Consider the following 22,046-nt stretch of genomic DNA (forward strand, 5'->3'; position numbering starts at 1 on the left):
GGCATGACGAACGACCATCCCTTCCGGAACGTCTGGCGGCCTCTGGGGCGTGTGCAGGGTGGGTTTGCCATCGGTTCCCAGCAGGCCCCTTGGGCCGCCAGCCACGCCAGCTACCCTACGGTTCTGCCGCTGTCCGGTCAGCGGATTCGGGTCTTCTTTTCCGTGCGCGACGCGGGCAACCGGTCCTCCGTCGCGGCGATCGACATCGGCCTGGACGGCGATCGTTTCGAGTCCCTCGGTTCGCCGCTTGGTCCGGTGCTGTCGCCGGGCGCGCGGGGCGCCTTCGACGCGGACGGCGTCACCATGGGCTGCGTCGTTCCGTGGGACGGGCGGCTGTACGGCTTCTATCTCGGCTGGACGGTGCTTCGGACCGTGCCATTCACCAACTTCATCGGCTTGGCCGTCGGCGGTGCCGCCGCGGGGGATCCGGAAGGGGGCGGGAGCTTCGAGCGCGCCTCGCCGGTCCCGGTCGTCGGGCGCAGCCGGGAGAACCCGCTCACCGTTGGCTATCCCTGGGTGATCCGGGACGGCGACGGCTGGCGCATGTGGTTCGGCTCGCACCTCTCCTGGGGGGCGGAGGGGTTGGAGATGGTCCATGTGGTGAAGGAGGCGCGCTCCGCCGACCTGGTGACCTGGACGCCGTCTGACCGCGTGGTCGTCGGGCTCGCCGGCGCGGCCGATCCCCGGGAGTTCGCGGTGTCCCGCCCCTGCGTGCTGCGCGAGCCGGACGGCACGCTGTCGATGTGGTACGCGCGGCGCCGGCCCGGCTATGCCCTCGGCTTCGCCCGTTCCGTCGACGGGGAGTCCTGGGAGCGGCACGACGACGGCCTGCGTTTCCTCGGCACGCCCGAGCCCTGGGAGGACACGGAACGGACCTACCCGTGCGTCTTCGATCACGCGGGCCGCCGCTACATGCTGTACAACGGCAACGGCTACGGGCGCGAAGGCTTCGGCCTGGCGATCCTGGAGGATTGACGGCGGGCGCCGGCGCGGCGTCCGCCCAATCTGCCGATGATCGGCCTGCGGATGATCAACCCTGAAGCTTCCGGCGGCGCGCCTCGAAATACTCGGCATCGGAGCGTGGCGTCGTTACCTCGTAGCCGAGCAGACGGCGCAGATCGGGATCGTCCGTAAAGTGTTCCCCAAGGAAAGCCGGCAGATCGATTTGCTGGCGAAGGATGGGGGAAATGTAAACATTGTTGATGGCGCGTCGCGCAATTGCCGTGCGGTTCGTGGCGCCGGTGTGGAAGATCATTGAGTCGAGGACGATGTAGTGCCCCCGCGGCGCCGTTACCTGGATGGCGCACCGCTCGACGAAGTGTCCGGACGGGAACTCCTCCTGTTTGTGCGTGGCCGGCAGGACCAGCGTCGCCCCGTTGTCCATCGTGAATTCGTCCAGGCAGAACAGGGCATTGATCGCCAGCGGACGCGAGAAGACGACGTGCTGGTACGGAAGGTCCCGGTGCCAGGCCGCCTGATTGTAGGGCTGGAGGTTGGGTGGGTTGATGATGCCGTTTTGCTGTGAGAGCACTTGGTAGCCGCCGATAAGGCGGGCGGTGATCTCCCGGATGCGCGGGTTGAGCGCGAGGGCGAGCAGGCGACGGTCGTAGGCGAAGGGCACGCGAACCGTGTTGTGCTCGTCGATGGGCTCAAGCGCCTTGCGCCCACCGGCCGCCGCATGGGCGGCGGCATGGGCGTTGTCGAAGGCTTGGGAAAAGGCAGCGAGTTCGGCCTCGTCATACCCGCCGTCGACAAGCGCGTAACCAAGGGTCCGCAGAGACTCGACCGCGGCATCAACCGCGTTCTCGACCGGGACGCGTTCACGGATCCCGTAGCTCTGGGCGATGTGTCCGGTCATCTCGTCTCCTGGATCAATGGCGAATCGACGGGGGCAAGGCCAAAGGCAGACCGCCATCGGCGAGAATTCTTGCGGCGACGGCATTCTGGGCCGCCGGATGCACGGCGACAAGGGTTATCCAACCGGATGCGTGGTCGCTGCCGGCGTACGGGGCGACCGCCCGGTCCAGCGGCCAGGCTTCCTGCGGATGGTCGAGCACAAGCCGCTCGACGCATGCCCAGCTGCGTGGTGCGTAAGCGCGCAGAAGCGCGGCCATCTGTCCGGCGCCAAACATTTGAACCGGCCGCCCAAGCCTTCGGATATCGTCGGCAAAGCAGCCATCGAGGTTTTGCCAAGCCTGGAGATAGGCTGCCGCGTCTTCGGCCGTCCCATTGCCCGGTGTGGCGGCGTCCTGCTTGAACGCGTTCGGCCCGGTTCTGTCAGCGGCGGCATCAGCCGCCAGAACAAAAAGCTGAAAGCCCGCAAGCGGCCCGCTCAAGGGGCGGTGCGCCTGGAGGTGTAAGCCGGCCTTGGCTGTGAAGCACGCCATCGCCGCGGGCGTGATCGTCCACAAGTGATCGTAAAAGAGGAGTTCATTATTGGCCGGCGTGGCCGCCGGGCAGACGATCACGATGTTTCCGGAGGCGCTTGGGCTCGTGGGCCGCAGGAGGCGCCTCAGGGTTTCCAGAAACGCGACCGGATCGGCCGCATGCTCGATGGTGTTGATCGATACGACGGCATCGAAGGTGTCGCGGCCGTCCAAAAGCTGCTCCGGCAGGCCGCGCAGCAGTTGCAGTCTGCCACCCGCGCCGGTGCGGGGCCGCGGCTGGGCAGGATCAATGCCGACGGCGTGGATCAGTTCGTTTCTGGCAAGCAGGGCCGAGAGCATGGCGCCTGATCCGCAGCCGACGTCGAGCAGGCGTGCGCCGGCTCCGAGGGGAGCCACGACGTTGGCGATCACATCGGCATAAGCCTGTCCGCGCATGTCCTCTGCGCTGCCGGTCATCGCAGGCAGGCTGTATTCAAAGCCATAAATGGCGGCGACCTCTTCGGGTCCCAGGCGACGCCTGTGGCGGATGAGGCCGCAAGCGGTGCACCGCATCTTGTCGAGAGGACTGGAATGGATGCGCCCGTCGCTCAGCATGGCGCGGTCCATGACAGGAATCGGCAGCCCTTCAGCGTGCATCGAGGCGCAGGCCGGGCATGAATTCGGTGTGCCCGTGCGTGTCGTCATGCGGATGTACACGCGGTGCGGGGTGCCCATTGCCTACGGAAATTGCGCATATCGACGTTCATCCAAGTCTGAGGGCCAGACACTATACGAGCACCGGCGACAGTCGATCAACCAAGGCGCCGGGCGATCAACCGGACCCTGGTGACCGTTCCAGCCCGTTTCGGTGGAGAGGCCGTGGTTGAAGGGCGCTCGAAAGAAAGGTAAATCTCCCCGGTCGAGAGCGTGAACCGGTCCTGGCTTTTCCCACCCCGCCGATGCATCACGGGCTTCGGGCATGCCAGTTTTCAATCAAAATCTGGCAGGCTTGATGGGCTCGTTGCCGGTGATATTTAGAGGAATCCATGCTGCAGGCCGTACTTGCGCGTATCAATGGGACTGGAAAGAAGTGCCATTGCTTTATGTTTCTGCCGGTAATCACTTTGATATCTTTTTTAGTGTTTGGCAGTTTCTTTAATTATGGATTTGAGTGGGGTGATGTTGGTTCTTATGCACAAACTGTTTACGAGATGCATCGTGGTGCGGTTCCTGGCGATTTCGTCGGGTACGGGGTGCTCTGGTACGCGATCGGCGCAGCTGTTTTCAAGGTCACTGGTGTCGACTACAACGCGATCCTGTTGACGCTGTACACTGTTATTTTCTTGGTCTCGTGCCTTTTGTTCCTTGGTACTTATCTCGCGACCAAGCGGGTTTGGGTGTCTCTGCTGGTGGCGGTCATCTTTGTCCTGGTGCCCCCCTTCTCCGCATCGGCGGTGCGCTCCCTCTCTCTCGGCCTCAATCTGGCCGCCTTGGTGTTGCTGGCGCGGGCTCCGGTCGGGCGCGATGGTCGGGAATTGCTGCTCGCATCGATGGCGGTCGGGATCACCTTCATGCTCCGGCCGGATTTCGGGTATTTCTTCGTGCTCTGTCTCTGGGGGCTTCTGGCCCTGCGCTGCTGGTACGCTCACGGCACGATTGTGGGGCGTCTGCTCGGCCTTCTCCGCTCCAGCCTTCTGATGGTGGCGGCCATCGCCGCGACCATGGCGCCCCTCTTCCTCCACGCCCGCCTGCACGGGTATCTGCCGGCCGTCCTCGACGATTACCTGACCTACCCGCGCCGCATCTTCTACTTCATCCTGGAATCGCCCAGCCTGTCGAACATGGTTGGCGGCAAGGCTTCCGACGCGGGCTTCCTGCGCATCCTGCCGGTGTCGGCGCTGTTCGGGAGCGACGCCGGCGACCGGGTCTTCGCCTTCCTGATCTACTCGACCATGCTCGGCCTCGCCGCGTTCGCGGCCTACGTCGTATGGCGCTGGATCCGGCGTCCGGGTGACGCGCAGGAAAACCTCATGAACGTGGCGGTCCTGATGATCGCCGGCAGCCAGTGGCCGATCTTCGCCCTCTTCCGGCCGGGCTGGATCCATTTCGCGACCTTCATGCACGCTTACCTGCTGCTGGCCGCGGTTGCCGCCGTCCGGTTGCTGTCCGCGCCGGGGCTCCGCAAGACCGGAGCGGGGCGGGCGGCGGGCGGGGCCGTCTTGTTCGTCCTGGCGGCGCAGGCCGGGCTGTTCGTCCTGCACGGCGTCCAGGTGCCGGGAGTCGGCGTCCTGGCGCAGCGCCAGGGCCGCGACGTGCGGATGAGCATCGGCCCCGGCATCGACGTCACGGTGTCCGCGGCGGAAAAGCAGCAGTACGAGACGATCAACCGCATCATCCGCGCCAATTCCGGACCGGACGACCGCATCGTCTGCGTTCCCTACTGCCCTGGATACGCCTTCATGGCGGAACGGCGGATGCTGTTCAAAGAGCATTACGTCGACGACAACACGCCGAACATCCGTCCGGGCTGGATCGACCAGGCGATCGCCCTGACGGCGTCCGTGCGGCCCCCGGTCATCATCGTCCAGGACTGGGCGCCCAACGAGACGGACGCCTCGCGCTTCGCGGTCTGGGCGGCGCGCTACATGGACGTCGTGCGCGAGCGCTACCGCATCGTCGTCCCGATCCCCGGAGGCACGGCCTACATCCTGGAGCAGGCGGCTGGGCAGGCCCGGATCGTCCAGGTCAAGGCCTATGGCCCGACCGCGACCCCGGCCGGCGTGCCGTTCAACCGGCAGCCCGACGGCCGTTCGGCGCTCTGGCTGTCGGTCTCCGGCCTCAGCGGCGCGGCCCAGGTGCGGTTCGACGGCGTGCCGCTGGTGAGCACGGTGGCCGGCGACGTGGTGTCGGCCCTGGTCCCGGCCGACCGGATCGACGCACCGGGGCGGCATTGGCTGGAGGTGGTGGATCCGGCCGCCGGCCTGCGGACGGAGCCCGTTCCCTTCGACGTGACCGGCCCCTGAGGCGCCGATCCGCGGGGCCGGCCGGGCGGATCGGGCCAGGGCAAGAACACAGGCGTTCGCCTTGCATTCTCAAGTGTGCCAGCGTATCTCTGCCGCCGATCCGGGGCGGGGGCATGGCCTCGGGTAATCGGGTTTGACAGCATGCTTCTTCATAAAGGATATCTGTTCGTCATTTCCAGACAAGCCATGGAGTTCCGGCGGTGATGTCGGACGAGGCAAGACAAGAGGCGATTGTGGATTTGTACGTGAAGGCTCCGGGATCTGATAATCCGGGCCGCCTGTTCCGACCGATCAGCCTGCTTGACCCTGATCTCGTCACAGACCCCCCGCCCTGGCTTGGCCATACGCCCTTCGCCTTCTGGATCATGGACGTGCTGCGTCCGGCGCGTTTCGTCGAGCTTGGGACCCACAGCGGCAACTCCTATGCCGCCTTCTGCCAAGCGGTGCAGCATCTTGGCCTGCCGACGGCCTGCTCCGCCGTCGACACCTGGGCCGGCGACCCGCAGGCCGGCCACTACGGCGAGGAGGTCTACCGGACCTTCGCCGCGCACCATGACGCCCGCTACGGGGCTTTCTCGCGCCTGATGCGGATGACCTTCGACGAGGCCCTGGCCGACTTCGCCGATGGTTCGATCGACCTTCTGCACATCGACGGGCTGCACACCTACGAGGCGGTGCGCCATGATTTTGAGGCGTGGCGGCCGAAGATGAGCCGCCGCGGCGTGGTGCTGTTCCACGACATCGCCGAACGCCGCGACGATTTCGGCGTCTGGCGGCTGTGGGACGAGCTGTCGGCGGCGCACCCCTCCTTCACCTTCCTGCATTCCCACGGGCTCGGCGTGCTCGGTGTCGGGGACGACCTGCCCGAGGCGGTCCGCACGCTGTTCGCGGTGCAGGCGGAGGGCGGCGAAGCGCTGGAGACGACCCGGCTGCTGTTCCAGCGGCTGGGCGACCGCGTGGTCCGGGCCGAAACCATCCAGGAGCTGGAGGAGCAGGGACAGCGGCTGCGCGCCGGCGCCGCAGCCGATCGCACGGTGTTCCAGGCCGAGATTGCGTCGCTGCACGCCATGGTCGCGTCGCTCCGGAACGAGGCCGCCGACCGGGACCGCGCCCTCGCCGAAGCCGAAGGCTGCCTGCGCCGGCAGGAGCGCGACCTGGCGATGCAGGGGCGGACGATCGACGCGTTGCGCGATCTCCTCGCGCAGCGGGAACAGCAGATCGGCACCATCCTCGCCTCGACCTCCTGGAGGCTGTCGGCCCCTGTGCGCCAGTGCGGCCACGTCTACCACGAGGTAAGCCGCGCCTACCGCCGCTGCGTCCACCGGATGTCGCTGGTGCCGCACAGCGACATCAAGCCGGCCGCCGACGGCGGCTACGAGAGCACCGGCGGCGATCCCGCCTTCCTGCTGCAGTCCGACCTCGGGCGGCTGCCCAGCCGCTGGTGCGTCATCTCCTACAAGGTGCGGCACGCCTCCGCCCCGCTCACGCCCCTCCTCTACGCGGACGGCGGGCAGGGGTTCGACGAGCGGACGGCGATCCGCCTGCCGGTGGACACCATCGGGGAGGTCAACCAACTCGCCCTGCTGCCGCCGAAGACCCTCGCGCTGCGCTTTGACCCGGCCACCCGGCCGATGTCCTTCGACATCGCCGATTTCACAATCCGTGAGATCGGGCGGGCCCACCTGCTGCTGGATTACGCCCGGCGCAACCCGCGGCGCCTGCTGTCGCACCTCGTGCGGCACGGCTGGCAGGCGACCAAGCAGCAGGTCGCCCAGGATTTGCTGCCGGGCGACCGGGCGGCCGATTACGCAACCTGGGTGCGGCTGTACGACACGCTGGATACCGAGGAGCTTGCGGCGATCCGGGCCGACGCGGCGCGGCTGGCGCGGCGCCCGCTGATCTCCGTGGTCATGCCGGTCTACAACACGCCGGAGGCCTACCTGCGCGAGGCACTGGACTCCGTGCTGGCGCAGCTCTATCCTGATTGGGAGCTGTGCATCGCCGACGACGCCTCCACGGCGCCGCACGTCGCCCCGCTGCTTGCCGAATACCAGGCCCGGGACCGCCGCATCAAGGTGGTCCGGCGCGAGCGGAACGGCCACATTTCGGCCGCCAGCAACAGCGCCCTGGAACTGGCGGCCGGAGAGTTCGTGGCCCTGATGGACCACGACGACCGCCTGACCCCGCACGCGCTCTACATGGTCGCGGTCGAGCTGAACCGCCATCCCGACGCCGACATCCTCTATTCCGACGAGGACAAGATCGACGCCGGGGGGCGGCGCCACGACCCGCATTTCAAGTCGGACTTCAACCTCGACCTGCTGCATGGCCAGAACATGGTCAACCACCTCGGTGTGTTCCGCCGCTCCCTGATCGAGCGGGTCGGCGGCTTCCGCGAGGGATTCGAGGGCAGCCAGGACTACGACCTGACCCTGCGCGCGGTGGAGGCCACCACGCCGGAGCGCATCCGCCACATTCCGGCGATCCTGTACCACTGGCGGGTCTTTGCGGAGTCCACCGCCTTCTCCACAGTCGACCTGCCGCGCGCCACGGCGGCGGCCCACCGCGCGCTGACCGAGCATTTCCAGCGGCGCGGGATCCAGGCCAGCGTCGAGACCTCGCCCTCCACCCACCGCTTCACCCGCATCCGCTACGCCCTCCCCAACCCGTTGCCCCGCGTGTCGCTGATCGTGCCGACGCGCGACAAGGTCGGCCTGCTGAAGGGCTGCGTGGACGGGCTGCTCCAGCGCACCGACTACCCCGACCTCGAAGTCATCATCGTGGACAACAACAGCGAGGAGGCGAAGACCTTCGCCTACTTCGACACGCTGAAGGACGAGCCGCGGGTGCGGGTCCTGCGCTACGAGGCGCCCTTCAACTATTCCTCCATCAACAACTTCGCCGTGGCGCAGGCGACCGGTTCGGTGATCGGCCTGATCAACAACGACATCGAGGTGATCGGGGACGGCTGGCTGAAGGAGATGGTGAGCCACGCGCTGCGTCCCGAGGTGGGGGCGGTCGGCGCCAAGCTCTACTACGCGGACGGAACCGTCCAGCACGCCGGCGTCATCACCGGGATCTGCGGCGTGGCCGGGCACGGGCACAAGGGGCTGGCCCGCGACGCCCACGGCTATTTCAGCCGCGCTCAATTGACGCAGGACCTGTCCTGCGTGACCGCGGCCTGCCTGATCATGCGCCGGGCGGTGTTCGAGGAGGTCGGCGGCCTGGACGAGGCGAACCTGGCCGTCGCCTTCAACGACGTGGACTTCTGCCTGCGCATTCGCGACCAGGGCTATCTGGTCGTGTGGACGCCATTCGCCGAGCTGCACCATCTGGAGTCCGCGTCGCGCGGTCCCGACACGGCGCCCGACAAAGTTCAGCGTTTTCTGAGCGAGGTCAATTACATGCGCCGGCGCTGGGGTGATCGTCTGGCGCAGGATCCGTATTACAACCCCAATTTGTCCCTGGACGCCGAGGATTTCGGACTGGCCTTTCCTCCGCGCGTCACGAAACCCTGGCTCGATAACGAAAGCACCTGACCTAATGGACGTCATCGCGCTTGCCATTCCTGACGTGAAGATCATTCGCCCGAAGAAGTTCGGCGATCACCGCGGCTTCTTCTCGGAAACCTACAACAAGAAGGCGTTCGAGGCGGCCGGGCTGCATTACGACTTCGTGCAGGACAACCAGTCCCTCTCGGCGGAGGTGGGCACGGTGCGCGGCCTGCATTTCCAGCTGTCGCCCTTCGCGCAGGACAAGCTGGTGCGCGTCGTCCGGGGCGCCATCCTAGATGTCGCGGTGGACATCCGCAAGGGATCGCCCACCTACGGGCGCCACGTCAGCGCGGTCATCAGCGCCGAGGAATGGAACCAGATTCTGGTCCCCGTCGGTTTTGCGCACGGATTTTGCACACTGGAACCTAATACCGAAGTGGTATACAAGGTCACGAATTTCTATTCGGCCGCGCATGACCGGGGTCTGCTGTGGAACGATCCGGATTTGGGCATCGCGTGGCCGGTCGCGGCGGACAAGGCTCTGCTTTCGGACAAGGATCTCAAGCATCCGCGGCTGGCGGAATTGGGCGAGTGTTTCTGACGCGGTGTTGACGACTTGTTGGCAAAGGGGGCAGGTGTCTTGATGAAGCGCATTCTCGTCACGGGTGGGGCCGGGTTCATCGGCTCGGCCGTCGTCCGTCAACTCCTGGCCGAAACCGACGCCTTCGTCGTCAACGTCGACAAGCTGACCTACGCCGCCAACCTGTCCTCGCTGCCGGGCGCGGCCGAAAATCCCCGCTACGCGTTCGAGAAGGTCGACATCTGCGACGGCGACGAGCTGCGTCGCGTCTTCGCGGAGCACCGGCCGGACGCGGTCATGCACTTGGCCGCGGAATCCCACGTGGACCGCTCCATCGACGGGCCGGGCGAGTTCATCCAGACCAACGTCGTGGGCACCTTCCGCCTACTGGAGGCGGCGCGCGCCTATTGGATGGGGCTGCCGGCCGACGAGCGCGCGGCCTTCCGCTTCCACCACATCTCCACCGACGAGGTGTTCGGCACGCTGGGCGACGAGGGCTTCTTCACCGAGACGACCGCCTACAGCCCGAACTCGCCCTACTCGGCCAGCAAGGCGTCCTCCGACCATCTGGTGCGCGCTTGGCACGAGACCTACGGCCTGCCGGTGGTCCTGACCAACTGTTCGAACAACTACGGCCCCTACCATTTCCCGGAGAAGCTGATCCCGCTGATGATCCTGAAGGGTCTGAAGGGGGAGCCGCTGCCGGTCTACGGCAAGGGCGACAACGTCCGCGACTGGCTCTACGTCGAGGACCATGCCCGCGCCCTGCGGCTGGTGCTGGACAGGGGCGTGATCGGCGAGAGCTACAACATCGGCGGCTACAACGAGCGCACCAACCTGGACGTGGTGCGGACGCTGTGCGCTCTGCTGGACGAGCTGGCCCCGGCCGGCGCGCCGCACGACCGGCTGATCACCTTCGTCGCCGACCGGCCGGGCCATGACAAGCGCTACGCCATCGACGCCTCCAAGATCACCCGCGAGCTGGGTTGGACTCCGCAGGAGACCTTCGAGACCGGCCTGCGCAAGACGGTCGAGTGGTACCTGGAGAACCGCTCCTGGTGGGAGGCCATCCTGAACGGCTCCTACCGCGGCGAGCGGCTGGGGCTCGACGCGGCATGAAGATCCTCATCCTCGGCACCAGCGGACAGGTCGGCACCGAGCTGATGCGGGCCGCCTGGCCGCCGGGCACGGAGCTGGTCGGGCTGGCCCGCCCGGAGGTCGACATGGCCCGGCCGGAGACGGTGGCGGCGGCGGTGGCGGAGCACGCCCCTGCCCTCGTCGTCAACGCCACCGCCTACACCGCCGTGGACAAGGCCGAGGGTGACCGCGAGGCCGCTTTCGCCGTCAACCGCGACGGCCCGGCCCGCCTCGCCGCGGCCTGCGCGGCGCGCGGCGCGGCGCTGATCCACATCTCCACCGACTACGTCTTCGACGGCACCAAGCCGGCGCCCTACACGGAGGACGACCCGGTCGCCCCGCTCGGCGCCTACGGCGCCAGCAAGGAGGCTGGCGAGGCGGCGGTGCGCGCCGCGCTGCCGCGTCACGTCATCCTGCGCACGTCCTGGGTCTACGCCGTGCACGGCGCCAACTTCGTCAAGACCATGCTGCGTTTCGGGCGCGAGCGCGAGGAGATGCGCGTGGTCGCCGACCAGCACGGCGCGCCGACGGCGGCCTCCGACATTGCCGCCGCGATCGTGGCCATCGCCGGGCGGATTTCCGCCGGCAACGATGTTCCCTGGGGCACCTACCATTTCACCGGAACGGGCGAGACGACCTGGCACGGCTTCGCCGAGCGGGTCTTCCAGCGGCTGGAGGCGGCCACAGGCCGGCGTCCGCGGCTGCTGGCCATCGCCACGGCCGACTACCCCACCCCGGCCCGCCGGCCGGCCAACTCCCGGCTGGACTGCACCCGCATTCGCACCGCGTTCGGCGTCGCGGCACCGCGCTGGGAGGACAGCCTGGACCGTGTGCTGGACGAGCTGCTTTCCACCCCTGCATCCTAAGACGATTCCACCACAGGCGGCGCGATCATGAAGGGCATCATCCTGGCCGGCGGGTCCGGCACCCGGCTTTATCCGGTGACGCGGGCGATCAGCAAGCAGCTCCTGCCGATCTACGACAAGCCGATGATCTACTTCCCGCTCAGCACGCTGATGCTGGCGGGAATTCAGGACATCCTGATCATCACCACGCCGCACGACCAGGCGCTGTTCCAGACCGTGCTCGGCGATGGGTCGCAGTGGGGCATCAACCTGACCTACGCGGTGCAGCCTTCGCCCGACGGCCTCGCCCAGGCCTTCATCATCGGCCGCGAGTTCGTCGGCAACGACAGCTGCGCGCTGGTGCTCGGCGACAACATCTTCTACGGTCACGGCCTGACCAGCCTTCTGCGCGCGGCCGGGGAGAACACCCAGGGCGCCCGCGTCTTCGCCTACGGTGTCCGCGATCCGGAACGCTATGGCGTGGTCGAGTTCGATGAGCAGGGCCGTGCGCTCAGCATCGAGGAGAAGCCGGCCAACCCGCGCTCAAAATGGGCAGTCACCGGGCTGTACTTCTACGACAACGACGTTCTGGACATCGCCGCGGCGGTGAAGCCGTCGGCGCGCGGCGAGCTGGAGATCACCTCGGTCAACGCCGCCTATCTGGAGGCGGGCCGCCTGTCGGTCGAGCAGATGGGCCGCGGCTACGGCTGGTTCGACACCGGCACCCACGACAGCCTGCTGGAGGCGGCGGAGTTCGTCCGCACCATCCAGCATCGGCAGGGCCTGCAGATCGCCTGTCCGGAGGAGATCGCGTTCATCTCCGGCTGGATCGACGCCGAGCAGGTGCGCCGCCTCGCCGAGCCGCTGAAAAAGAACGAGTATGGCCGCTACCTGCTGAGCCTGACCGAGTAGGGCGGATACAGACGACGCCTTTGCTCCCTTCACAATTCTCCGGCAGGGTCCGAAGCGGTTGAAGGATGGCGCCTCCGAGCGTTGTCCGGATTTTTCGCTGGCCGCCCCTGCCGTACAGCAGGACGTGTTCGGTTTGAACCGTCGCAACAGAACGGAACGTTGACCCAATGCGCGCTTTGCTTCTTTCTCGGCTGGCCCGGTTCGCGGCCACCCCGCCTGCTGGCAGAACGGACAAAGCCGTGTCGACACCCCGGATCGAGGCGCTGTTCGATCCGGTCTTCTATCAGGAAACCAACCCCGACGTGGCGGCAGGGGGGGGCGACCCGTTGGAACACTACCGGCTGTTCGGCTGGAAGGAGGGCCGCGACCCGCACCCGCTGTTCTGCGTCCGCTTCTACCTGGAGACCAACCCCGACATTGCCGTGGCGGGGGTCGAGCCGCTGGAGCATTACCTGGACTTCGGCTGGCAGGAGGGCCGAAACCCGCATCCGCTGTTCGACGTGGCGTTCTACCGGGGCAACAGCCCGGACGTCGCGGCGGCGGGGATCGAGCCGCTGAAGCACTACCTGGACTTCGGCTGGCAGGAGGGCCGAAACCCGCATCCGCTGTTCGACGTGGCGTTCTACCGGATCAGCAATCCGGACGTTGCGGCGACGGGGATCGAGCCGCTCGGTCATTACCTGCGCAACGGCTGGAAGGAGGGCCGCGACCCGCATCCGCTGTTCGACGTGACGTTCTACCAGGACAGCAACCCTGACATCGCAGCGGCGGGGATCGAGCCACTGGAGCATTACCTGCGCAGCGGCTGGATGGAAGGGCGCGATCCCCAGCCGTTGTTCGAGACGGACGTCTACCGGCGGGAAAACCCGGACATCATCGCGGAAGGCATCAACCCGCTCGTCCATTACGCTGTCTTTGGCCGCCACGAGGAGCGGAGAGCGACCCGCATCGCCCCGGTTGCCGGCTTCTCCGACCGGGAAACCGCCGCAGACCTGTTGCCCTTCGCGCTGCCGCACCCGGAGGCGCCCGAGGTGTCGGTCATCGTGCCCGTCCACGGCAAGCTGGACCTGACCGTGCGCTGCCTGCACGCGCTGAGCCGCCACAAGTCCCGGCGCGGGTTCGAGGTGGTGGTGGTCGACGACGGCTCCGACGCGGAGACCCGGGACGGGCTGGCGCGGATCGACGGTCTGGTCCTGCACCGGAACGAGCAGGCGGGCGGCTTCATCAAAGCCTGCAACCGCGGGGCGGAGCTGGCCTCCGGGCGCTACCTGCTGTTCCTGAACAACGACACGGTGGTGCTGGACAGCTGGCTGGACGAGCTGGTCGACGCCTTCGCGGTCCTGCCTCAGGCCGGCGCTGTCGGGTCGGCGCTGATCTATCCCTCGGGACGCCTGCAGGAGGCCGGCGCCGTCGTCTGGCGCGACGGCACCGCCGCCAACCTCGGCCGCAACCGGGACCCGCAGAACCCGGCCTTTTCCCACGCGCGGGAGGTCGACTACTGCTCGGGCGCCAGCCTGATGGTGCCCGCCGACCTGTTCCGGCGGCTGGGCGGCTTCGACCGGCGCTACGCCCCGGCCTATTACGAGGACAGCGACCTCTGCCTGCGCATCCGCGAGGCCGGGTTCCGCGTCTACTGCCAGCCGCTGTCGGCCGTCGTCCACATCGAGGGCGGCACCGCCGGCACCGACCCGTCGCAGGGGATGAAGCGCTTCCAGGCCGTCAACCGCGCGACCTTCGCCGAGCGGTGGACGCCGCTGCTGGCCACCCTGCCGGCCTCGCATCCCATCGATGCCCACCGCCTGAAGCGCCCCGGGCAGCGCCGCGTGCTGGTCGTCGACCACGACTTGCCCCACCCCAACGCCGACGCCGGCTCCGTGGTCACCATGGAGATGATCCGGCTGTTCCAGCGCCTCGGCTATGCGGTGGTCTTCGCCGCGATCCGCATGCCGCAGGGCCGTGGCGACGACGTCCGTGCGCTGGAGCGTCTGGGCGTGGAGGTGGTGCGCGCGCCCTATTTCACCTCCGCGGCCGACTATGTCGAGGGTTACGGGGACTCCTGCGACCTGGTCTTCATGGTGCGCTACGTGGTCGCGGCGATGATCCTGCCGCACATCGGCCGGCTCGCCGTGCGCCCGAAGACGATCCTGCTGAACGCCGACCTGCACTACTTGCGGGCCGAGCGCCAGGCGGCGCTCTACGGCGACGCGGCCCTCGCCGCGGCGGCCGTGGAGGAGAAGGCGGCCGAGCTGGCGACCCTGCGCGCTGTGGACGCGACCATCACCCACAGCGCCGTGGAGCGCGAGATCCTGCGCGTCGAAGCGCCAGGGACGCTGGTCGAGGTGCTGCCCTGGATCGCCCGCCCGGTGGAGGATGCCCCCGGCCCGGCCGGCCGCCGGGACATCCTGTTCGTGGGCGGCTTCGGCCACGCCCCGAACGTCGACGCGATGGTCGCCTTCGTGGTCAACCTGTGGCCGCGCTTGCGCGCCCGTTTGCCCGGGGCCCGGCTGCGCATCGCCGGCAGCCACGCCGGGGCGGCGGTCCACGCGCTGAAGCAGGAGGATGTCCTTGTGCTGGGCCATGTCGAGGATCTGCGGGCGGAGATGGACCAAGCGCGTGTCTCCATCGCGCCGCTTCGCTGGGGCGCCGGTCTGAAGGGCAAGGTGGCGACGGCCATGGCCTTCGGGTTGCCCTCCGTCGTCAGCCCGATCGCTGCGGAAAGTATGGGCCTGACCAATGGCCGCGATGCTTTGATCGCGGAGCTGGACGATGCCTTCGTGGAGGCCGTCGCCCGTCTCTACGAGGACGACGCCTTGTGGACGGACGTGGCGCGCAACGGCCTGGACTTCGTGGCCCGCCACTGGTCGCCGGAGCGGGGCCTCGCGACGCTGCGTCACCTCATGACGCGCGCCAAGATTCCGCCCACCCATGAGATCAGCGACCAGGTCGAAGCCCTGGTCCGTCAGCGCGCCGGGGCCGCCCGATGAATTCCAGTTCGACACATCCGTACGACGTCTTCGTGTTTCCGGTCATCGACTGGACCTTCCGGCATCAGCGGCCACAGCAGCTCGCCCTGGAACTGGCCCGCCGCGGCCACCGCATCTTCTACCTGACGGTGGACTTCGCGCCGGCCGACACCGCGCGCCCCTATCTCTTCTGGGACCAGCCGGAGGAGAACGTGTTCGTCGTGCAGCTCCGCTGCCCCGGCGCGGCGCCGTCGATCTACAAGCAGATGCCGACGTCGGAACAGACGGCGGCCCTGCTCGACGCCATCGACACGCTGCGCCGCAACTGCGCGGTCGGCACGACGGTGTCCATTGTGGACCTGCCCTTCTGGCGGCCGATCGCCACGGCGATGCAGGGCAACCTCACCGTCTACGACTGCATGGACTACCATCCGGGCTTCCTCAACAACGAGTCCTCCATGCTGGTCGAGGAGGACCGGCTGATCCACGAGGCGGACCTCGTGCTGACCACCGCGGCGGGGCTGTCGGAGATTGTCGGGCGCCTGCGCGAGAACACGCTGATCCGCAACGCCTGCGACGTGACCCATTTCCTGCGCCGGCCGGACCGTCCCGTGCGCCGACTGAGCGAGCGGCCGGTTGTCGGCTATTTCGGGGCGATCGACCACTGGTTCGACGTGGACCTGCTGGTGGCTTCCGCCCAGGCCTACCCGGACTGGGACTTTGTGCTGATCGGCAATTCCCACGGCTCCGACATCTCCCCGGCGCGGAATCTCCCCAACGTCCGGTTTCTGGGGGAGATCCCCTACGCCATCCTGCCGGAATACGCGCACGGCTTCGACGTCTGCATCATCCCCTTCCTGATCACCGAGCTGACGCTGAACACCAACCCGGTGAAGATGTACGAGTACCTCGCCACCGGGCGGCCGATGGTCGGGACGGCGATGCCGGAGATCCGGATCGGCCGCGACGGGCTGGTCTTCGTCGGCGAGGACCACCAGGACTTCATCGCCAAGCTGGGCCAGGCCATGGCGGTGCACGACGATCCCCGGCTGGTCGAGGAGCGCGTCGCCTACGCCACGGCGCAGACCTGGTCGGCCCGTATCGCCCAGTTCGACGAGGCGCTCGCCCCCTTCTTCCCGAAGGTCAGCGTCGTCGTCCTGGTCTACAACGGGCTGGAGCTGACCCGGCGCTGCCTGGACAGCATCGCGGCCAACAGCCATTACCCAAACCTGGAACTGATCCTGGTCGACAACGCCTCGCCCGAGACCGCGGTGCGTGACCTTCTCGTCGATTTTGCCAAGGAACGGCCCTGGGTCAAGCTGGTGCTGAACGAGCGCAACCTGGGCTTCTCCGGCGGCAACAACGCGGGGCTGCGCGTCGCCACCGGAGATTACCTGGTCCTGCTCAACAACGACACCCAGGTCACGCGCGGCTGGATCTTCGACCTGCTGCGCCATTTCCGCCGCGACCCGGGGATCGGTCCGGGGATCGGCATGGTCGGGCCGGTGACGAACAACATCGGCAACGAGGCGAAGATCGAGCTGTCTTACGACGGCCACGAGGCAATGTGCACCGCCTCGCGCTCCTATGTGGAGGCCCGGCGCGGGCGCACCCTGTCCTCCGACACGGTGGCCTTCTTCTGCGTGATGTTCAGCCGCGCGGTGTTCGAGGCGGTCGGCGAGCTTGACGAGATCTTCGGGATCGGCATGTTCGAGGACGACGACTATTGCCGCCGGACGCGCGACGCCGGCTTCAAGGTGGTGATCGCGGACGACGTCTTCGTCCACCACGAGCTGTCGGCCAGCCTCAACGCCCTGGGGCTGGAGCGGCGGCAGAAGCTGTTCGAGGAGAACAAGCGCCTCTACGAACAGAAGTGGGGCGCCTGGGTCCCGCACAAGTACCGCGAGCCCGAGACCCCGCAATCCGTCTGAGCCGTCCCCGCCTTTGCCCCAGCCTTTCCCGGATCGAAGCGACCCCATGACTAAGACCATCCTCTGCATCGTCGGCACCCGGCCGGAAGCCATCAAGATGGCGCCCGTGATCCTCGCGCTGCGCCGGGAGCCCTGGGCCAAGGTGGTGGTCGTCGCGACCGCCCAGCACCGGGAGCTGGCCGACGAGGTGCTGAGCCTGTTCGGGATCGCGCCCGACGTCGACCTCGACCTGATGCAGCCCAACCAGAAGCTGGCCGACCTGACGGCCCGCGCCCTGGTGGGGCTGGACCGGGTGATCGGCGACACCTCCCCGGACATGGTGATCGCCCAGGGCGACACGACGTCGGTGATGGCCGCGGCGACCGCCTGCTTCTACCGCCAGGTGCCCTTCCTGCACGTCGAGGCGGGGCTGCGCAGCTTCGACATGCAGAATCCCTTCCCAGAGGAGTTCAACCGGATCGTCGCCAGCCGGATCGCCACGCTGCACTTCGCGCCGACGGCGAGCGCGCGCCAGCACCTGCTGGACGAGAAGGTGCCCGACGGCGACATCGTCGTCACCGGCAACACCGTGATCGACGCGCTGCACATGGTGGCGGCCCAGGATCCGCCCCTGCCCGTCGACCTCGACCCCGCCCGCCGGCTGGTGCTGGTGACGGTCCACCGCCGCGAGAATTTCGGCGAGCCGATCCAGGGCATCTGCCGGGCGATCCGCACACTGGTCGAGGAGCACGACGACGTCGAGGTCCTGTGGCCGGTCCACCCGAACCCGAACGTGACGGGCGTCGCCCACGAGACGCTCGGCTCCAACCCGCGCATCCACCTCGTCAAGCCGCAGCCCTACGGCGGGTTCGTCGCGGCCATGAAGCGGGCCCACCTGATCCTCAGCGATTCCGGCGGCGTGCAGGAGGAGGCGCCGGCCCTGGCGCGTCCGGTCCTGGTCCTGCGGCGCGAGACGGAGCGGCCGGAGGCAATCGAGGCCGGCGTGGTCCGGCTGATCGGCACCGACACTGACGTCATCCTCCGGCATGGCCGGGAACTGCTGCGCGACGCCGATGCCTACCGCCGCATGGCGCGGGGCGAATCCCCATATGGGGACGGGCACGCCAGCGAACGCATCGTGGACGCCATCAAGGCCCGCTTCCCGGCGTCCTGAGCGGCCCGACCGGCACCGTCATCCGAGGAACAGCATGTCTCACCCCGTTTCCAGCGCCGTCGCGGACCTGCTCGGCCGGCCGTCGATCTTCCGGACGCCCGGCTGGCTGCCGGAAAGCACATGGCATATGCACATCCCCTTCGCCTTCCTGCTGATGGACCTGCTGCGTCCCGGCCGGCTGGTCGAGCTGGGGACGCAGAAGGGCGCCTCCTACTGCGCCTTCTGCGAGGGGGCGGCGGCCTTCGGAACCGGCACCCGCCTGTCCGCGGTCGACCACTGGGACGGCGACCACCAGACCGGCGCCTACGCCCGCGACACTTACGACGTCCTGCGGGCGCACCACGACCCGCTCTACAGCGGCTTCTCGACCCTGCTGCGGGAGTCCTTCGACGACGCGCGCCCGCGCTTCGCGGACGGCTCCATCGACCTGCTGCACATCGACGGCCTGCACACCTACGAGGCGGTGCGCCACGACTTTGAGACCTGGCTGCCGAAGATGAGCCGGTCCGGCGTCATCCTGATGCATGACACCGAGGTCCGCACCGGCGACTTCGGCGTCTGGCGCCTTTGGACGGAGATCGAAGCGCGTTACCCGACCCTCAACTTTCCGTTCGGCTACGGGCTGGGCGTCGTCGCGGTCGGCGCGGCGGTGCCGGACGCCCTGCTCGCGCTCTGTCGCCTCCCCGAGGCGGACAAGGCGGCGCTCTACGCGCTGTTCGAGGCGCTCGGCGACCGCGTCCGGCTCCTCCACGAGCACCAGGAAGCCAGCCGCAACGCCGCGACCTACCTGGAGCAGGGGCTCCAGATGCAGAAGGTCTACACCGAATTCAAGGCCACGGCCGAAGAGCAGATCGAAACGGCCATGGCCCAGCGCCAGGCCATGTTCACCCAGGCGACCGTCCTGCAGAACGAGGTGGCCGCCCTCATCACGGAACGGGACGCGCTGCTGGCGGGGCGTCCGGCACCTTCACCCCTGGCCGAGGACACGACGATGGAAACGCAAGCCGCCTTGACCAGCGATCCCGGTGTGGAGGTCGGTGAGGCAGCCGCCCCGCGCGGGGAGATTTTCCGGCCGGATCCCGCCCGGCGGGTCGAGTTCCAGTGCAACGTTTGCGGCACCCGGACCGTCTGCACCGGCGACAAGATCGGCCGGGAGACCGCGTCCTGCGAAGGGTGCGGCTCAACCGTCCGCATGCGGTCGATCATCCACCTGCTGAGCACCGCTCTGTATGGCCGCTCAATCCCTCTCCCGGAGTTCCCGCAGGACCCGTCGGTGGTTGGCAAGGGCCTGAGCGACTGGATCGGCTATGCCGAGCCCCTTCGGGAAAAGTTCAGCTACACCAACACCTTCTACCACCAGGAGCCGCTTCTCGACATCGAGAACGTCCCGGCCGCCCTCAAGGGGGCCAGCAATTTCCTGATCTCCACCGACGTGTTCGAGCACACGCTCGGCCCTGCCTTGAAGGCGTTCGCCGGCGCCTTCGAGCTGCTGAAGCCCGGCGGGTGGCTGATTCTGACGGTTCCGTTCACCCTGGACGACCGGACGGTCGAGCATTACCCCCAGCTGACCGATTTCACGGTCGCCAAGCTGGGCGAGACCTACCTCGTGGTCGGGCAGACCGCCGACGGCGAGTACGAACTGTACCGGGATCCCGTTTTTCATGGCGGTCCGGGACAGACCCTGGAGATGCGGGTCTTCTGCCGCAAGGACGTGGAGGCCAACCTTCGGGCGGCCGGCTTCACGGACATTGGCTTCCTTGAGGAGTCGGTGCCGGAGTACGGCATTCTCCTCACCGAGAATTGGAGCCTGCCGGTTCTCGCCCGCAAGCCGCTTTGATGTGCCGATGGATGGGAGGGGCCAGCGCCTCCGCTGGCTTGGGCCTGCAGTGGAGGCCGCTCCCACATGATCGGGGCATCGTTCGGCGATCCTGGCGAGCGAATGCACGAGGCCTTTCCATTCATTCGCTTGCTGGAGTCCATGTGGAGGCGCCGTGAACTTGTGCGGCGCCCGCCACCTTTGGACTCGCTGGCTTCATGATTGGTTGTTTGCCCTTTGTAAAAAGGCGCGCCAAAGCGGAAAGAAAGAGGGAATAATGACGATGAAAAATCGCTTGCCTTTTTATGATAATTCTGAGAGCTCAGTGTATAATCCTGCATGGGTGTTTCTGGGAGTTATTTCTGCGTTCTTGGCGGTGTTTGTTTATTCGGACTTTGGTTGGAAGACGGCGTTTGTTCCGTGGTCTCATGACGATTTTTTGGCTTTGGGAGGTTTTAGTAAATTCGATTTCGCTCTTCCTCGGCCTTTCTCGACAAATTTTATTATCTTCTTCGGGAGCTTCGGGGAAGTTTTTTATTATACGATGGCATCTGTTTTGGTGTTCCTCGTTGTATCTCTCAGTGTTATTTTCTCGTTTCAAATAGTCAATATTAGATTGTCTAGATTTTATGCGTTTTTTCTTTCTTTTATCTCGGGAGTAATGTTTTTTTCAATGCCGTTCGCCAATGTGGCGTTTCAGTATCTTGGTCTTATGACGAACATGCTTTCGTATGTTTTTGGCATTGCCGCCGGTATATTTTTGCTGCGCGCGCAGCGTGAGGGGTTTCTCAAAAATATTTCTTTGACTTTTCTCTTCGTTATGTTGGCGGCCTTTTCAAAAGAGGATATGGCCGGGTTCATCGGCGTCGTCTGCTTGATTGCTCTGGCTCAAACATGGGGACGTGGTGAAGGAAATTATGCTCTTCTTCGTGCCGGTGGCCTCTACGGTTTCATCCTGTGTGTTCCATACGGTTTGAGCGTGCTCCACTCGATCTTTTTTCATTCTCCATTTCTGTCCAATCAAGGAGCCTATAAGCTCTCTAGCCCTCTTGGCAATTTTTCAAAGAATATTGAATTCTATGTTTTTTCATCAAATGGGTTTACAATACTGATTGCGGCGTTCGTCTTTATCGCGTGTGTTGCAATCTTGTGCGGCATTCTTCTAAAAGAGCGCCGTGACTTCCTGTGGAAATCTTGTGCAATGATCATGATTGTTGCGGCGCTCATGCTTCCTTATATGCTTCTGCCGCGCTCATTTGGATACTATGAGGTGAGTTTCATTCCTATGATTGGTGCTGGCATCGTGAGTATTTCCGCTTTGCTTGCTGCAAAACTGCCAAATCCCAATCGTTACGGGGCCAAAGTCGTCAGTGTCGGGCTTCCCGCGGGTCTTGCCGCTGTGGTTTCCTTCGCGGATTATACGCAACGTGCCCAAATACTCAACTGGCACGCGACAATTCGTGAGCGCGTCGATCGTCAGTTCAGGGGAATTGATGGTTTGCAGGAGAAAGGGTTGCGCTCATGCCAAACCATCACGGTCACCGGCGTGAGCAATGTGCTGGGCCCATTCATGACATTTGACATCAGCTACCTTCAAAGAAGGCTCGGGCTCAAGCAAAAGTGGATTGTCGTTACGGAACCGGACTCGATGATGCGTCTGTATGGCTTCCATGAGAAAGCGAGTTCCAGCGCTTCCGACATACAGTTCATTGACAGGGAAACGATAGCTGATGACGGTATAAAATCTGACCATGGATGCCGGTTGGATTTTGATCCAGAGACTTTGGTGCCAAAGATGTCTTAGAAATTTGGGGCGTACAGGATCG

General features: G+C 66.1%; 14 protein-coding genes. 12 read left to right on the forward strand and 2 right to left on the reverse strand.

Features of this window, described 5'->3' with window-relative positions; all coding sequences use genetic code 11:
• The first annotated feature begins 3 nt into the window (after positions 1 to 3).
• The gene (locus tag AC1DVI_RS07470) at positions 4 to 975 is read left to right on the forward strand and encodes a glycoside hydrolase family protein (RefSeq protein ID WP_476957396.1); all 972 of its coding nucleotides are present in this window, start codon (positions 4 to 6) and stop codon (positions 973 to 975) included.
• 55 nt (positions 976 to 1,030) lie between these two features.
• On the opposite strand, the gene AC1DVI_RS07475 is transcribed toward AC1DVI_RS07470, so the two are convergent.
• Positions 1,031 to 1,858 carry a phytanoyl-CoA dioxygenase family protein gene (locus tag AC1DVI_RS07475; RefSeq protein WP_476957397.1) on the reverse strand — a complete coding sequence of 276 codons (828 nt, stop codon included), beginning with the start codon at positions 1,856 to 1,858 and terminating at the stop codon, positions 1,031 to 1,033.
• A gap of 13 nt (positions 1,859 to 1,871) precedes the next feature.
• Positions 1,872 to 2,993 carry a class I SAM-dependent methyltransferase gene (locus AC1DVI_RS07480; RefSeq protein WP_476957398.1) on the reverse strand — a complete coding sequence of 374 codons (1,122 nt, stop codon included), beginning with the start codon at positions 2,991 to 2,993 and terminating at the stop codon, positions 1,872 to 1,874.
• A 782-nt stretch (positions 2,994 to 3,775) separates the two neighbouring features.
• On the opposite strand from AC1DVI_RS07480, the gene AC1DVI_RS07485 reads away from it, so the two are divergent.
• From AC1DVI_RS07485 to AC1DVI_RS07535, 11 genes are all read left to right on the forward strand, one after another.
• Positions 3,776 to 5,389, forward strand: a complete 1,614-nt coding sequence (locus tag AC1DVI_RS07485; protein ID WP_476957399.1) for a hypothetical protein — start codon at positions 3,776 to 3,778, stop codon at positions 5,387 to 5,389.
• A 233-nt stretch (positions 5,390 to 5,622) separates the two neighbouring features.
• Positions 5,623 to 8,928: a glycosyltransferase gene (locus tag AC1DVI_RS07490; protein WP_476957400.1), complete on the forward strand. Its 3,306-nt coding sequence runs from the start codon at positions 5,623 to 5,625 to the stop codon at positions 8,926 to 8,928.
• Positions 8,929 to 8,932: 4 nt separating this feature from the next.
• Positions 8,933 to 9,484 (forward strand): dTDP-4-dehydrorhamnose 3,5-epimerase, encoded by a 552-nt coding sequence (gene rfbC, locus AC1DVI_RS07495; RefSeq protein WP_476957401.1) that lies wholly within the window; start codon positions 8,933 to 8,935, stop codon positions 9,482 to 9,484.
• Positions 9,485 to 9,526: 42 nt separating this feature from the next.
• Positions 9,527 to 10,582: a dTDP-glucose 4,6-dehydratase gene (rfbB, locus tag AC1DVI_RS07500; RefSeq protein ID WP_476957402.1), complete on the forward strand. Its 1,056-nt coding sequence runs from the start codon at positions 9,527 to 9,529 to the stop codon at positions 10,580 to 10,582.
• Positions 10,579 to 11,466, forward strand: coding sequence for a dTDP-4-dehydrorhamnose reductase (gene rfbD / locus AC1DVI_RS07505; protein ID WP_476957403.1), 888 nt, complete (start codon positions 10,579 to 10,581; stop codon positions 11,464 to 11,466). The genes rfbB and rfbD overlap by 4 nt, the downstream gene beginning before the upstream one ends.
• A gap of 27 nt (positions 11,467 to 11,493) precedes the next feature.
• Positions 11,494 to 12,357 (forward strand): glucose-1-phosphate thymidylyltransferase RfbA, encoded by an 864-nt coding sequence (rfbA, locus tag AC1DVI_RS07510; RefSeq protein ID WP_476957404.1) that lies wholly within the window; start codon positions 11,494 to 11,496, stop codon positions 12,355 to 12,357.
• 239 nt (positions 12,358 to 12,596) lie between these two features.
• Positions 12,597 to 15,341: a glycosyltransferase gene (locus AC1DVI_RS07515; RefSeq protein WP_476957405.1), complete on the forward strand. Its 2,745-nt coding sequence runs from the start codon at positions 12,597 to 12,599 to the stop codon at positions 15,339 to 15,341.
• Complete coding sequence (locus AC1DVI_RS07520) at positions 15,338 to 17,251, forward strand: glycosyltransferase (protein ID WP_476957406.1); 1,914 nt, start codon at positions 15,338 to 15,340, stop codon at positions 17,249 to 17,251. The genes AC1DVI_RS07515 and AC1DVI_RS07520 overlap by 4 nt, the downstream gene beginning before the upstream one ends.
• 46 nt (positions 17,252 to 17,297) lie before the next feature.
• Positions 17,298 to 18,404: a non-hydrolyzing UDP-N-acetylglucosamine 2-epimerase gene (gene wecB / locus AC1DVI_RS07525; protein ID WP_476957407.1), complete on the forward strand. Its 1,107-nt coding sequence runs from the start codon at positions 17,298 to 17,300 to the stop codon at positions 18,402 to 18,404.
• 34 nt (positions 18,405 to 18,438) lie between these two features.
• Positions 18,439 to 20,241, forward strand: a complete 1,803-nt coding sequence (locus AC1DVI_RS07530) for a class I SAM-dependent methyltransferase (protein WP_476957408.1) — start codon at positions 18,439 to 18,441, stop codon at positions 20,239 to 20,241.
• Between the two features lie 154 nt (positions 20,242 to 20,395).
• The gene (locus AC1DVI_RS07535) at positions 20,396 to 22,024 is read left to right on the forward strand and encodes a hypothetical protein (protein WP_476957409.1); all 1,629 of its coding nucleotides are present in this window, start codon (positions 20,396 to 20,398) and stop codon (positions 22,022 to 22,024) included.
• The last annotated feature ends 22 nt before the right edge of the window (positions 22,025 to 22,046 follow it).

This window comes from Azospirillum sp. P4_B5 (assembly GCF_056402275.1).

Bases quoted from the DNA above. Each gene is read 5' to 3' on its own strand.
- AC1DVI_RS07520 (WP_476957406.1), top strand. From the start codon at position 15,338: ATGAATTCCAGTTCGACACATCCGTACGACGTCTTCGTGTTTCCGGTC.
- rfbA (WP_476957404.1), top strand. From the start codon at position 11,494: ATGAAGGGCATCATCCTGGCCGGCGGGTCCGGCACCCGGCTTTATCCG.
- rfbC (WP_476957401.1), top strand. From the start codon at position 8,933: ATGGACGTCATCGCGCTTGCCATTCCTGACGTGAAGATCATTCGCCCG.
- AC1DVI_RS07480 (WP_476957398.1), bottom strand. From the start codon at position 2,993: ATGGACCGCGCCATGCTGAGCGACGGGCGCATCCATTCCAGTCCTCTC.
- AC1DVI_RS07530 (WP_476957408.1), top strand. From the start codon at position 18,439: ATGTCTCACCCCGTTTCCAGCGCCGTCGCGGACCTGCTCGGCCGGCCG.
- wecB (WP_476957407.1), top strand. From the start codon at position 17,298: ATGACTAAGACCATCCTCTGCATCGTCGGCACCCGGCCGGAAGCCATC.
- rfbB (WP_476957402.1), top strand. From the start codon at position 9,527: ATGAAGCGCATTCTCGTCACGGGTGGGGCCGGGTTCATCGGCTCGGCC.
- AC1DVI_RS07475 (WP_476957397.1), bottom strand. From the start codon at position 1,858: ATGACCGGACACATCGCCCAGAGCTACGGGATCCGTGAACGCGTCCCG.
- AC1DVI_RS07470 (WP_476957396.1), top strand. From the start codon at position 4: ATGACGAACGACCATCCCTTCCGGAACGTCTGGCGGCCTCTGGGGCGT.
- rfbD (WP_476957403.1), top strand. From the start codon at position 10,579: ATGAAGATCCTCATCCTCGGCACCAGCGGACAGGTCGGCACCGAGCTG.